The sequence below is a fragment of the Alloalcanivorax venustensis genome, assembly GCF_047495515.1.
Classification (GTDB): Bacteria; Pseudomonadota; Gammaproteobacteria; order Pseudomonadales; family Alcanivoracaceae; genus Alloalcanivorax; species Alloalcanivorax venustensis.
The window spans coordinates 55,904-69,057 of sequence record NZ_CP179934.1 but is presented as its reverse complement, the minus strand read 5'-3'; the positions used below and the strand labels follow the sequence as shown (position 1 = coordinate 69,057).

Genomic DNA, 13,154 nt, shown 5'->3' with positions numbered 1-13,154 from the left:
AGGCACCACGCTCGCCCGCGCACTATTAACTATTCACTGTTAACTGTTCACCGCCTCCCCTTCTTCCCTTGAATCCGGCGCTGCCGTTCCCATATCTTTGCCCGCTTTCCCAGAATTCGGGACGTGTGGAGTGGATATGAGCGAACAGGACAAGCAACAACAGAACGAACAACAGGCTGAGGCCCGGGACGAGCAGGTTGCCCGCGAGGAGCACCAGGACGCGCCCGAGGCGGAGCCCGTGGCCGGGGACGTGGAGTCCGCGGCGGAGCAGGCTTCGGAGCCGGAACAGCCGTCCGTGGAGGAAGAGCTGGTGCAAACGCAGGAACGGCTCGCCAAGGTGGAGAAGGCGCTGGCCGAGGCCGATATCCGGGCCCAGGCCGAGATGCAGAACGTGCGCCGCCGCGCCGAGCGGGACGTGGAGAGCGCCCACAAGTTCGCGCTGGAAAAGTTCGCCGGTGACATCCTCACCGTGGCGGACAGCCTGGAACGGGGTCTGGCGACCCTGGACCCGCAGGATGAAGCGCTGAAGCCGGCCCGTGAAGGGCTGGAGCTCACCCTGAAGGTGCTGCTCGATGTGTTCGCCAAGTACAACCTGGAACAGATCGACCCGCAGGGGGAGCCGTTCAATCCGGAGCACCACGAAGCCATGACCATGATTCCGGCCCCCGATGTGGAGCCCAACTCCGTGGTCGAGGTGCTGGAAAAAGGCTACCAACTCAACGGCCGTCTGATCCGTCCGGCCCGGGTGGTGGTCAGCAAGGCCTGAGAGCGCCTGCCAAGGGCTCTTGAAAAGAACACGCCAGCCGCCATATAGCTGGCAAGTCAAACAGTTTCAGCCGTCCGGGCGGTCATTCGAGGCCCGGACCGTGTGAAGGAGAAGGAATCGTTATGGGTAAGATTATCGGTATTGACCTGGGTACCACCAACAGCTGTGTCGCTGTTATGGAAGGGGACAAAACCAAGGTTATCGAGAACGCCGAGGGCGCGCGCACGACGCCGTCCATCATCGCCTACACCGAGGACAACGAAGTCCTCGTCGGCCAGGCGGCCAAGCGTCAGGCGGTCACCAACCCGACCAACACCCTGTACGCGGTGAAGCGTCTGATCGGCCGTCGTTTCGAGGACGAAGTGGTCCAGAAGGACATCAAGATGGTGCCCTACACGATCACCAAGGCCGACAACGGCGACGCCTGGGTGGAAGTGAAAGGCGAGAAGATGGCGCCGCCGCAGATCTCCGCGCAGGTCCTCAAGAAAATGAAGAAGACCGCGGAAGACTATCTCGGTGAAGAAGTCACCGAGGCGGTGATCACCGTGCCGGCCTACTTCAACGATTCCCAGCGCCAGGCCACCAAGGACGCCGGCCGCATCGCCGGTCTCGAGGTCAAGCGCATCATCAACGAGCCCACCGCCGCGGCCCTGGCCTATGGCCTGGACAAAAAAGGCGGTGATCGCACCATCGCGGTCTACGACCTGGGTGGCGGTACCTTCGATATCTCCATCATCGAAATCGCCGAAGTGGACGGTGAGCACCAGTTCGAAGTGCTGGCCACCAACGGCGACACCTTCCTGGGTGGCGAGGACTTCGACCTGGCGATCATTAATTACCTGGCCGACCAGTTCAAGAAGGACTCCGGCATCGACCTGGGCGGCGACGCCCTGGCCATGCAGCGTCTGAAGGAAGCGGCCGAGAAAGCCAAGATCGAGCTGTCCTCCGCCGAGCAGACCGAGGTCAACCTGCCGTACATCACCGCTGACCAGAGCGGTCCCAAGCACCTGGTGGTGAAGCTGACCCGGGCCAAGCTGGAATCCCTGGTCGAGCAGCTGGTGACCCGCTCCCTGGAGCCGTGCAAGACCGCGATCAAGGATGCCGGTGTGAAAACCTCCGACATCACCGACGTGATCCTGGTGGGCGGTCAGACCCGCATGCCCATGGTGCAGAAGAAGGTGGCTGAATTCTTCGGTAAGGACGCCCGCAAGGACGTCAACCCGGATGAAGCCGTGGCCATCGGCGCCGCCATCCAGGGCGCGGTACTGGCCGGCGACGTCAAAGACGTGCTGCTGCTGGACGTGACCCCGCTGACCCTGGGTATCGAAACCATGGGTGGCGTGATGACGCCGCTGATCGAGAAGAACACCACCATCCCGACCAACGCGTCGCAGGTGTTCTCCACCGCCGACGACAACCAGACCGCGGTGACCGTGCACGTGCTGCAGGGCGAGCGTAAGCAGGCCAACCAGAACAAGTCCCTGGGCCAGTTCAACCTGGAAGACATTCCGCCGGCACCGCGCGGCGTGCCGCAGATCGAAGTGACCTTCGACATTGACGCCAACGGCATCCTGCACGTGGGCGCCAAGGACAAGGCCACCGGCAAGGAACAGACCATCCAGATCAAGGCGTCTTCAGGCCTGTCCGACGACGAAGTGGATCAGATGGTCAAGGACGCCGAGGCCCACGCCGACGAGGACAAGAAGTTCGAGGAGCTGGTGCAGGCGCGCAACCAGGGCGACCACCTGGTGCACGCCACCCGCAAGACCCTCGAGGAAGCCGGCGACAAGGCCTCCGAAGAGGAAAAAGAGGCCATCAACAAGGCCATCGGCGAGCTCGAGGAAGCGCTCAAAGGCAGTGACAAGGACGACATCGACGCCAAGACCAAGGCGCTCACCGAAGCGTCCGGCAACCTGGCTCAGAAGATGTACGCCGAAGCGCAGCAAGCCGAAGGCGGTGAGGCCGGCGCCGGCGAGCAGCAGAAGTCCGGCGATGATGTGGTCGACGCTGAGTTCGAGGAAGTGGACGACGATAAGAAGAAGTGAGGGCGTCGGACGCCAGGCGTCCGATGTCGGACCAGCAGCGCCGGGCCCCAGGGTCCGGCGTCTTAGCTTAAAGTCGACGTTGAATAAAGCGGACCCATTATGTCCAAACGAGATTATTACGAAGTGCTGGGGGCCTCCAAGGACGCCAGCCAGCAAGATCTGAAAAAAGCCTACCGCCGCCTGGCGATGAAATACCATCCGGACCGCAACCCGGATGACCAGGAAGCGGTGGCCAAGTTCAAGGAGGCCAAAGAGGCCTACGAAGTGCTCTCCGACGAGCAGAAGCGGGCCGCCTACGACCAGTTCGGCCACGCCGGCGTCAACGGCCAGGCCGGTGGCGGCGCCGGGGCCGGTGGCTTCGGCGGTGGCGGCTTCGGCGATATCTTCGGAGACATCTTCGGCGATATCTTCGGCGGCGGTGGGGGCCGTCGCGGTCCGGCCCGCGGCGCGGACCTGCGCTACACCCTGGAGCTGAGCCTGGAGCAGGCAGTGCACGGTTGCGAGGAGAAGATCCGCGTGCCCAGCTGGGACCCCTGCGAGGTCTGTGACGGCTCCGGCGCCAAGGCCGGCGAGCAGCCGGTGACCTGCCCGACCTGCGCGGGCATGGGTCAGGTGCGCATGCAGCAGGGCTTCTTCACGGTCCAGCAAGCCTGCCCCACCTGTCACGGCGAAGGTCGCGTGATCGAAAACCCCTGCGACCACTGCGGCGGCCAGGGCCGGGTGCAGAGCACCAAGACCCTGTCGGTGAAGATCCCCGCCGGTGTCGATACCGGCGACCGTATCCGTCTGGCCGGCAAAGGCGAGGCGGGCATGCAGGGCGCGCCGCCCGGGGATCTGTACGTGCAGGTGGCGGTGCGGCCGCACAATATCTTCACCCGCGAGGGCGAAAACCTGCATGTGGAAGTGCCGGTCAGCTTCGTCGACGCGAGCCTGGGCGGCGAGCTGGAAGTGCCCACGCTCAACGGCCAGGTGAAATTGAAGGTGCCGCCGGAAACCCAGACCGGCAAGCTGTTCCGCCTGCGCGGCAAGGGCGTGACCCCGGTACGCGGCGGCCCGCCCGGCGACCTGCTGTGCAAAGTGGTGGTGGAGACCCCGGTCAAGCTGTCCAGCGAGCAGAAGGACCTGCTGCGCCGGTTCCAGGACTCCATGGACAAGGGCGGCGAACGGCACAACCCCCGCCGCACCAGCTGGTTCGAGGGCGTGAAGCGCTTCTTTGAAGGCCTCTGAGGCGCTACCTTGTGATGAAACTGAACAGCGGGCAAACGTGATGAAAGTAGGCATTATCGGCGCCGCCGGGCGCATGGGCCGGATTCTGATGGAGGCCACCCTGGCCAACCCCGACACCGAGCTGGCGGCGGCCGTGGACGTGCCCGGCTCCAGCCTGATCGGCGTCGACGCCGGTGAGCTGATGGGGCAGGGGCGCTTGGGCGTGACCCTGGCGGACAATCTGGAACAAGTCGCCGGCGACGCCGACGTGTTCATTGATTTCACCGTCCCCGAGGCCACCGCGCGCAACGTGGAAATCTGCCGCGCCGCCGGTACCCGGCTGGTGATCGGCACCACCGGGCTGAGCGCGGACCAGCAAGCGGCTCTGCGCGACGCCGCCGAGGAGGTCGCGATCTGTTTCGCGCCCAATTACTCGATCGGCGTGAATCTGTGCTTCAAGCTGCTGGAAACCGCCGCCCGGGTGCTCGGCGACGAGGTGGACATCGAGGTGATCGAGGCCCACCACCGTCATAAGATCGATGCGCCCTCGGGCACCGCCCTGCGCATGGGCGAGGTGGTGGCGCAGACGCTGGGCCGCGACCTGGACCAGTGCGCGGTCTACGGCCGCGAAGGCCGCACCGGCGAACGCGACCGCCAGACCATCGGTTTCGAGACCATCCGCGCCGGTGACATTGTCGGCGAGCACACGGTGCTGTTCGCCGCCGATGGCGAACGGGTGGAAATCACCCATAAGGCGTCCAGCCGCATGTCGTTCGCGCGCGGCGCCGTGCGGGCCGCGGTATGGCTGTCCGAACAGCCCAAAGGCCTGTTCGATATGCAGGATGTGCTGGGCCTGGCCGGCGAAAGTGCCGGTTGGGGCAAACGTTAGGGCAGTCTCGGCGTGACAGCGTGCTGTGAACGTCCTAAAATACGGCCCTGCCCAAGATGGGCGAGCGGGCGGCCGAGTGAAGATGTGTATTTCCTGAAAAGCGAGGTGGAGCAATCCATCTCGCTTTTTTGCGAACCCTGCCAAACGGTTGCGGTAATGCACGGCCCCCGCCACCGATCTCCCAAGTCCCTATCCGCCAGGAGGTTGCGTTGACGGTACCCGCCATACTAGCTCTGGAAGATGGAAGCCTCTTTCGGGGTGTCGCCATTGGCGCCACGGGTGAAACCGTGGGTGAAGTGGTGTTCAACACCGCCATGACCGGCTATCAGGAAATTCTCACCGATCCGTCTTATGCCAAGCAGATCGTGACCCTGACCTATCCACACATCGGCAATACCGGGGTGAACCCGGAAGACGATGAATCCGATCGCGTCTGGGCCGCCGGCCTGGTGATACGTGATCTCACTCTCACCGTGAGCAACTGGCGCGCCCAGGAGACCCTGCCTGAGTACCTCAAGGCCCGGGGCATCGTCGCCATCGCCGACATCGACACGCGCCGGCTGACGCGCATTCTGCGTGACAAAGGCGCCCAGAACGGCTGCATTCTGGCCGGCGACGATGTGGACGAAGCCCGCGCGCTGGCCGCCGCCCGCGACTTCCCCGGCCTCAAAGGCATGGACCTGGCCAAGGAAGTCAGTGTGAAAGCGCCCTATCAGTGGAAAGAGGGCACCTGGGACCGGGTCGAAGGACACCGGGAACAGAGTGATACCCGCTACCACGTGGTGGCCTACGATTATGGCTGCAAGCGCAATATTCTGCGCATGCTGGCGGATCGTCATTGCAAGCTCACCGTGGTGCCGGCGCAAACGCCCGCCGCCGAGGTGCTGGCGATGAAGCCCGACGGTGTGTTCCTGGCCAACGGCCCCGGGGATCCGGAGCCCTGCGATTACGCGATCACCGCGATCCGCGAGATCCTGGACACCGGGCTGCCGGTATTCGGCATCTGCCTGGGGCACCAGCTGCTCGGCCTGGCCAGCGGCGCGCGCACCCTGAAGATGAAGCACGGCCACCACGGCGCCAACCATCCGGTGAAGAACCTGGAAGACGGCACGGTGATGATCACCAGCCAGAACCACGGTTTCGCGGTGGACGAAAGCACGCTGCCCGACAACGTCAAGACCACCCATGTGTCGTTGTTCGACGGCTCCCTGCAGGGGATCCACCGTACCGATGTGCCGGCGTTCAGCTTCCAGGGCCACCCGGAAGCGAGCCCGGGGCCGCACGACTGCGCTCCGCTGTTCGATCATTTCATCGAACTGATGGAGGCCCGCGCCAACGCCGGCTGATAACAGGAAACACGGGCGGCGCGGCCGCCCGAAGCGTCCGGCCCTGACGTCGGACCCAAGCGAAACGCTCGAATCTGGACGGTTACTCAGACATGCCTAAACGGACTGATATTCAAAGCATCCTCATCATTGGCGCCGGTCCGATCGTGATCGGCCAGGCCTGCGAGTTCGACTACTCCGGTGCCCAGGCGTGCAAGGCCCTGCGCGAGGAAGGCTTTCGGGTGATTCTGGTGAATTCCAACCCGGCCACCATCATGACCGATCCGGCCATGGCCGACGCCACCTACATCGAACCCATCACCTGGGAAACGGTGGCCAAGATCATTGAGCGCGAACGTCCGGACGCGCTGCTGCCCACCATGGGCGGCCAGACCGCGCTGAACTGCGCGCTCGATCTGGAACGCCACGGTGTTCTGGACAAATTCGGTGTGGAGATGATCGGCGCCAACGCCGACACCATCGACAAGGCCGAGAACCGCGACCGCTTCGACAAGGCGATGAAGAACATCGGCCTGGAGTGCCCCAAGGCGAAGATCGCCAAAACCATGGAGGAAGCCTGGGAGATCCAGCAGGAGCTGGGCTTCCCGTCGATCATCCGGCCGTCGTTCACGATGGGCGGCTCCGGCGGCGGGGTGGCGTACAACAAGGAAGAGTTCGAGGAAATCTGTACCCGCGGCTTCGACCTGTCGCCCACCCACGAGCTGCTGATCGACGAATCGCTGCTGGGCTGGAAAGAGTACGAGATGGAGGTTGTCCGCGATAAGAACGACAACTGCATCATCGTGTGTACCATCGAGAACTTCGACCCGATGGGCGTGCACACCGGTGACTCGATCACCGTGGCGCCGGCGCAGACGCTCACCGACAAGGAATTCCAGGTGATGCGCGACGCCTCCCTGGCGGTGCTGCGCGAGATCGGCGTGGAAACCGGCGGCTCCAACGTGCAGTTCGGCATGTGCCCGGACACCGGCCGCATGGTGGTGATCGAAATGAACCCGCGGGTGTCCCGCTCCTCGGCGCTGGCCTCCAAGGCCACCGGCTTCCCGATCGCCAAGGTGGCCGCCAAGCTGGCGGTGGGCTACACCCTTGATGAGCTGCAGAACGAGATCACCGGCGGTGCCACCCCGGCCTCCTTCGAGCCGTCCATCGATTACGTGGTCACCAAGATTCCGCGCTTCAACTTCGAGAAGTTCGCCGCCGCCGATCCGGTGCTCACCACGCAGATGAAATCCGTGGGCGAGGTGATGGCCATCGGCCGCAACCTGCAGGAGTCCCTGCAGAAGGCGATGCGCGGGCTGGAAACCGATTCCGTGGGCTTCGATCCCAAGATCGACCTGAACGCGCCGGACGCCTCCGAGCGCATCGCCCAGTTGCTGTCGACGCCGGGTCCGGAGCGTATCTGGATTGTCGGCGACGCCTTCCGCAGCGGCCTGAGCGTGGACGATGTCTTCCACATCACCCAGATCGACCGCTGGTTCCTGGTGCAGATCGCCGACCTGATCGCCGAAGAGCAGCGGCTTGAGCCGGGCAGCTTCAGCGAACTGGACAAGGCGCGCCTGTACGCGCTCAAGCGCAAGGGCTTCTCCGACGCGCGCCTGGCGCAGCTGCTCGGCGTCAAGGAGGCGGATGTGCGCGCCAAGCGCCGCGAGCTGGGCGTGCAGCCGATCTTCAAGCGGGTCGACACCTGCGCCGCCGAGTTCGCCACCAGCACCGCCTACATGTACTCCAGCTACGACGAGGAGTGCGAATCGAACCCCTCCGACCGTGACAAGATCATGGTGATCGGCGGTGGCCCCAACCGTATCGGCCAGGGCATCGAGTTCGATTACTGCTGCGTGCACGCCGCCTTCGCCATGAAGGACGACGGTTACGAGACCATCATGATCAACTGCAACCCGGAGACCGTCTCCACGGATTACGACACCTCCGACCGGTTGTACTTCGAGCCCGTCACCCTGGAGGACGTGCTCGCCATCGTCGATATGGAGAAGCCCAAGGGCGTGATCGTGCAGTACGGCGGCCAGACGCCGCTGAAGCTGGCCCGCGACCTGCAGGCCGCCGGCGTGCCGATCATCGGCACCAGCCCGGACGCCATCGACGAGGCGGAAGACCGTGAGCGCTTCCAGCACATGGTCAATAAGCTGGGCCTCAAGCAGCCGCCCAACCGCACCGCCCGTTCCATGGACGAAGGCATCAAGCTGGCCGAGGAAATCGGTTACCCGCTGGTGGTGCGTCCCTCCTATGTGCTCGGCGGCCGGGCCATGGAGATCGTCTACAATGAGGCGGAACTGCGCAGCTACATGAACAACGCGGTGAGCGTGTCCAACGACTCGCCGGTACTGCTGGACCGCTTCCTGGACGACGCCATCGAAGTGGACGTGGACGCCATCTGCGACGGCACCGACGTGGTGATCGGCGGCATCATGCAGCACATTGAACAGGCCGGCGTGCACTCCGGTGACTCCGCCTGCTCCCTGCCGCCGTACTCCCTGGGCAAGGAAGTGCAGGACGTAATGCGCGAGCAGTCCGCCGCCATGGCCCTGGAGCTGGGCGTGGTGGGCCTGATGAACGTGCAGTTCGCGGTCAAGGGCGAGGAAGTCTATGTCCTGGAAGTGAACCCGCGCGCCTCGCGCACGGTCCCCTACGTGTCCAAGTGCATCGGCGTGTCCCTGGCCAAGGTGGCGGCGCGCTGCATGGCCGGCACCTCGCTCAAGGCGCAGGGCTTCACCGAGGAAGTGACGCCGCGCCACTACTTCGTCAAGGAAGCGGTGTTCCCGTTCGCCAAGTTCCCCAAGGTGGACCCGATTCTCGGCCCGGAAATGAAGTCCACCGGCGAGGTGATGGGCATTGGCGCCACCTTCGCGGAAGCCTTCGGCAAGGCGTCCCTGGGCGCCGGCGAACGGCTGCCCGACGGCGGCACCGCCTTTATTTCGGTGCGCGACGCGGACAAGAACGCCGCCGTGGACGTGGCCCGTTCACTGATCCGCCATGGTTTCCGGCTGGTGGCCACGCGCGGCACCGCGCGCATGCTCTCCGAGGCCGGGCTGGACGTGAAGCCGGTTAATAAAGTACTGGAAGGGCGTCCGCATATCGTCGACATGATCAAAAACGACGAGGTGGACCTGATCGTCAACACCACCGAGGGCAAGCAGGCGATCCGCGATTCCTTCGCGATTCGCCGCTCCGCCCTGCAGCACAAGGTGTTCTATACCACCACCATTACGGCGGCCCACGCGGTTTGTCAGGCAATGGCCATCAGCGGCGAACCCGAAGTTCGCCGGCTGCAGGACCTGCACGCCGAAATGCATTAACCGTAAGTCGCCTCGGGGCCGTCCCCGGGGCGGGCCCAAGGAAGACATTAAGAGGTTAATACTATGCAACGTGTTCCCATGACCACCGCGGGCGCCGAGGCCCTGCGCAAGGAACTCGATCAGCTTAAAAAAGTGGACCGTCCGCGCATTTCCGCCGCCATCGCCGAAGCCCGCGAGCACGGCGACCTCAAGGAAAACGCCGAGTACCACGCGGCGCGCGAGCAGCAGGGGTTCTGTGAAGGCCGCATCCAGGACATCGAGAGCAAGCTGTCCAACGCGCAGATCATCGACATCACCAGCATCCAGAACACCGGCAAGGTGATCTTCGGTGTCACCGTGACCATCGTCGACGTGGACTCCGATGAAGAGAAGGTCTATCAGATCGTCGGCGACGACGAGGCGGACATCAAAAGCGGCAAGCTGAGTGTCAACTCACCCATCGCCCGCGGCCTGATCGGCCGGGAAGAGGGAGATACGGTGCAGATCGACACCCCCGGCGGCACCAAGGAATACGAGATCGACAAGGTCGAGCACCTGTAGGGCACCGGCGCCTTCAGACGTCGGCGCGCAGTACGTTGGAGAGTTTCGGATCCGGCTTGGCGGCGGCCCGGTAGATCAGCGCGATATTACCAATGCGCTGGACCAGGTCGGCGCCGGTGCTTTCGCACAGGCTTTCCACCATGCCGGCGCGCTGCTCCCGGGTGGACGCATTGATCTTCACTTTGATCAGTTCGTGGTCCTCAAGGCGGCCCTCCAGCTCTTCCAGGAAGGTTTCAGTGAGGCCCTTGTCACCGGAAATCAGTACCGGCTTCAGATGGTGGCCGATACGGCGCAGGCGTTTCTTGTCCTGTTGGCTCAAAGGCATGGTGTTCTCCAAAAACGGAGCGCTATTCTAGGTAACCGGGGCGGTCCCCCGCAATCACCGCCTTGCGCCGTCTCCGGTACCGGCAATCGAGGCGCGACTACCCAAGGCTATTATGGCGAAATCGAAAAGCAGCCAGCGTTGGCTCAAAGAGCACTTCGACGACCACTGGGTGACCCGCGCCCGGGCCGAGGGCTATCGCTCCCGGGCCAGCTTCAAACTGCTGGAAATCCACGAAAAGGACAAGCTGTTCCGCCCCGGCATGACGGTGCTCGACCTGGGCGCGGCGCCGGGCGGCTGGTCCCAGGTGGCCGGCCGCCTGGTCGGTTCACGGGGCACTGTCGTGGCCAGCGATATTCTCGCCATGGATGCGATCCCCGACGTCACCTTCGTACAGGGCGATTTCCGGGAGCAGGCGGTCTACGAGCAAATCGTGGCTCATCTCAATGGGCGGAAAGTCGACCTTGTATTGTCCGACATGGCCCCCAATATGAGTGGTAACAAGGCGGTGGATCTGCCGCGCTCCATGTACCTGGCCGAGCTGGCCCTGGACATGGCGCTGAATGTTCTGGAACCCCGGGGCGCCTTTCTGGTCAAGGTGTTTCACGGCGAAGGGTTCGATCAGTACCGCAAGGCCCTGCAAGGCCATTTCCAGCGGGTGGTCAGTCGCAAACCGGCGGCCAGCCGACCGCGCTCTACCGAGGTGTACCAATTGGGGTCGCACCTGAAGTAGTGTAGAGTTGAAAGTCTGTCAGTACGCGCGAATGCGCCCAGTAAGGCGAGGTCTCCCTTGAACGACATGACCAAGAATATTGTGCTGTGGCTGGTGATCGCCGGGGTCCTCTATGTAGTGGCCTCCAGCATCAACACCCAGCCGACTCAGCAAATGCTGAACTACTCCGCGTTCATCGATAACGTGGAGAACGGCAATGTGGATCAGGTCACCATCGGTGACACCCGTATTTCCGGCCAGATGAACGACGGCACCCGCTTCGAGACCGTCAAGCCGCCGGCGATGGACACCAACCTGATTCCCACGCTGATTCAGAACGAAGTGGAAGTGACCGGCAAGGAACCCGAGCGTCAGGGCTTCCTGACCCAGCTGTTCCTGTCCGTACTGCCGATTCTGCTGATCCTGGCGATCTTCATCTTCTTCATGCGCCAGATGCAGGGCGGCGGTAAAGGCGGCGGAGGGCCGATGACGTTCGGCAAGTCCAAGGCCCGCCTGATGGGCGAGGACCAGATCAAGACCACCTTCGCCGACGTGGCCGGCGTGGAAGAGGCCAAGGATGAAGTGCAGGAGCTGGTCGAGTTCCTGCGTGATCCCGCCAAATTCCAGCGTCTTGGCGGCAAGATTCCCCGTGGTGTGCTGATGGTCGGCTCGCCGGGTACCGGTAAGACCCTGCTCGCCAAGGCCATCGCCGGCGAAGCCAAGGTGCCGTTCTTCAGCATTTCCGGTTCCGATTTCGTGGAAATGTTCGTCGGCGTGGGCGCGTCCCGGGTCCGGGACATGTTCGATCAGGCCAAGAAGCACGCCCCCTGCATCATCTTTATCGACGAGATCGACGCCGTCGGCCGCAGCCGTGGCGCCGGCCTGGGCGGCGGTCATGACGAACGCGAGCAGACCCTGAACCAGCTGCTGGTGGAGATGGACGGTTTCGACGACAACGACGGCGTGATCGTGATCGCCGCCACCAACCGTCCCGACGTGCTGGACCCGGCGCTGCTGCGCCCGGGCCGCTTCGACCGTCAGGTGACGGTGCCGCTGCCGGACATCCGTGGCCGCGAGCAGGTGCTCAAGGTGCACATGCGCCCGGTGCCCATGTCCGAGGACGTGGACGCCTCGCTGATCGCCCGCGGCACGCCGGGCTTCTCCGGCGCGGACCTGGCCAATCTAGTCAATGAGGCGGCGCTGTTCGCGGCCCGCGCCAACAAGCGCGTGGTCTCCATGGAGGACTTCGAGAAAGCCAAGGACAAGATCCTGATGGGCGCCGAACGCCGCTCCATGGTGATGAGCGAGAAAGAGAAGCTGAACACCGCTTACCACGAGTCCGGCCACGCCATTGTCGGCCGGCTGGTGCCGGACCACGATCCGGTCTACAAGGTCAGCATCATCCCCCGTGGCCGCGCCCTGGGCGTGACCATGTACCTGCCCGAGGAAGACAAGTACTCGGTGTCCAAGCGGGCGCTGGAATCCTCCATCTGCTCGCTGTTCGGCGGCCGTATCGCCGAGGAGATGACGCTTGGCTTCGACGGTGTCACCACCGGGGCCTCCAACGACATCGAGCGGGCTACCAAAATGGCCCGGGCGATGGTCACCAAGTGGGGCCTGAGTGAAAAGATGGGCCCCCTGGCCTACGAGGAAGACGAGGGCGAAGTGTTCCTCGGCAAGCAGATGTCCCAGCGCAAGCACGTTTCCGAGCAGACCTCCGAGGAGATCGACCGGGAAGTGCGCGCCATCATCGACAGCTGTTACCACCGGGCCAAGGACCTGCTGGAAAGCAACCGCGAAAAGCTGGATCTGATGGCGGAAGCCCTGATGCAGTACGAAACCATCGACGCGGACCAGATCAGCGACATCATGTCCGGCCACAAGCCCCGTCCGCCGAAGGACTGGCGCGACCAGGGCCCCGGCCCCGGCGCCTCCGCCTCTTCGGACGAGTCCGGCGACGGTCAGACCGGCGACGACGCCATAGGCGGGCCCGCCAATACCCATTGATGATGGTTCG

General features: G+C 64.0%; 10 protein-coding genes. 9 read left to right on the top strand and 1 reads right to left on the bottom strand.

Going from position 1 to position 13,154, the window contains the following annotated elements; translation table 11 throughout:
• The first annotated feature begins 136 nt into the window (after positions 1–136).
• From grpE to greA, 7 genes are all read left to right on the top strand, one after another.
• A complete protein-coding gene (gene grpE / locus ACMG4O_RS00325) occupies positions 137–766 on the top strand; it encodes a nucleotide exchange factor GrpE (RefSeq protein WP_370184280.1) in 630 nt (209 codons plus the stop codon).
• 122 nt (positions 767–888) lie between these two features.
• The gene (dnaK, locus tag ACMG4O_RS00320; RefSeq protein ID WP_142948297.1) at positions 889–2,811 is read left to right on the top strand and encodes a molecular chaperone DnaK; all 1,923 of its coding nucleotides are present in this window, start codon (positions 889–891) and stop codon (positions 2,809–2,811) included.
• 99 nt (positions 2,812–2,910) lie between these two features.
• Positions 2,911–4,038 (top strand): molecular chaperone DnaJ, encoded by a 1,128-nt coding sequence (gene dnaJ / locus ACMG4O_RS00315; protein WP_142948298.1) that lies wholly within the window; start codon positions 2,911–2,913, stop codon positions 4,036–4,038.
• A 40-nt stretch (positions 4,039–4,078) separates the two neighbouring features.
• Positions 4,079–4,906: a 4-hydroxy-tetrahydrodipicolinate reductase gene (gene dapB, locus ACMG4O_RS00310; protein WP_142948299.1), complete on the top strand. Its 828-nt coding sequence runs from the start codon at positions 4,079–4,081 to the stop codon at positions 4,904–4,906.
• A 209-nt stretch (positions 4,907–5,115) separates the two neighbouring features.
• Positions 5,116–6,252, top strand: coding sequence for a glutamine-hydrolyzing carbamoyl-phosphate synthase small subunit (gene carA, locus ACMG4O_RS00305; RefSeq protein WP_142948300.1), 1,137 nt, complete (start codon positions 5,116–5,118; stop codon positions 6,250–6,252).
• Between the two features lie 92 nt (positions 6,253–6,344).
• Positions 6,345–9,563 carry a carbamoyl-phosphate synthase large subunit gene (gene carB, locus ACMG4O_RS00300; protein WP_142948301.1) on the top strand — a complete coding sequence of 1,073 codons (3,219 nt, stop codon included), beginning with the start codon at positions 6,345–6,347 and terminating at the stop codon, positions 9,561–9,563.
• 63 nt (positions 9,564–9,626) lie between these two features.
• Complete coding sequence (gene greA / locus ACMG4O_RS00295; protein ID WP_142948302.1) at positions 9,627–10,103, top strand: transcription elongation factor GreA; 477 nt, start codon at positions 9,627–9,629, stop codon at positions 10,101–10,103.
• A 13-nt stretch (positions 10,104–10,116) separates the two neighbouring features.
• Here greA and ACMG4O_RS00290 read toward each other — a convergent pair whose 3' ends face one another.
• Complete coding sequence (locus tag ACMG4O_RS00290; RefSeq protein WP_142948303.1) at positions 10,117–10,428, bottom strand: YhbY family RNA-binding protein; 312 nt, start codon at positions 10,426–10,428, stop codon at positions 10,117–10,119.
• A 112-nt stretch (positions 10,429–10,540) separates the two neighbouring features.
• Between ACMG4O_RS00290 and rlmE the strand changes: the two genes are divergently transcribed.
• Complete coding sequence (rlmE, locus tag ACMG4O_RS00285) at positions 10,541–11,158, top strand: 23S rRNA (uridine(2552)-2'-O)-methyltransferase RlmE (protein ID WP_142948304.1); 618 nt, start codon at positions 10,541–10,543, stop codon at positions 11,156–11,158.
• Positions 11,159–11,224: 66 nt separating this feature from the next.
• Complete coding sequence (gene ftsH / locus ACMG4O_RS00280) at positions 11,225–13,144, top strand: ATP-dependent zinc metalloprotease FtsH (RefSeq protein ID WP_185956884.1); 1,920 nt, start codon at positions 11,225–11,227, stop codon at positions 13,142–13,144.
• The last annotated feature ends 10 nt before the right edge of the window (positions 13,145–13,154 follow it).

What these genes read in the sequence shown, in the direction of transcription:
- dapB (WP_142948299.1), top strand. Translation starts at nt 4,079, where the DNA reads ATGAAAGTAGGCATTATCGGCGCCGCCGGGCGCATGGGCCGGATTCTG.
- greA (WP_142948302.1), top strand. Translation starts at nt 9,627, where the DNA reads ATGCAACGTGTTCCCATGACCACCGCGGGCGCCGAGGCCCTGCGCAAG.
- dnaJ (WP_142948298.1), top strand. Translation starts at nt 2,911, where the DNA reads ATGTCCAAACGAGATTATTACGAAGTGCTGGGGGCCTCCAAGGACGCC.
- carB (WP_142948301.1), top strand. Translation starts at nt 6,345, where the DNA reads ATGCCTAAACGGACTGATATTCAAAGCATCCTCATCATTGGCGCCGGT.
- dnaK (WP_142948297.1), top strand. Translation starts at nt 889, where the DNA reads ATGGGTAAGATTATCGGTATTGACCTGGGTACCACCAACAGCTGTGTC.
- grpE (WP_370184280.1), top strand. Translation starts at nt 137, where the DNA reads ATGAGCGAACAGGACAAGCAACAACAGAACGAACAACAGGCTGAGGCC.
- rlmE (WP_142948304.1), top strand. Translation starts at nt 10,541, where the DNA reads ATGGCGAAATCGAAAAGCAGCCAGCGTTGGCTCAAAGAGCACTTCGAC.
- ACMG4O_RS00290 (WP_142948303.1), bottom strand. Translation starts at nt 10,428, where the DNA reads ATGCCTTTGAGCCAACAGGACAAGAAACGCCTGCGCCGTATCGGCCAC.
- ftsH (WP_185956884.1), top strand. Translation starts at nt 11,225, where the DNA reads ATGACCAAGAATATTGTGCTGTGGCTGGTGATCGCCGGGGTCCTCTAT.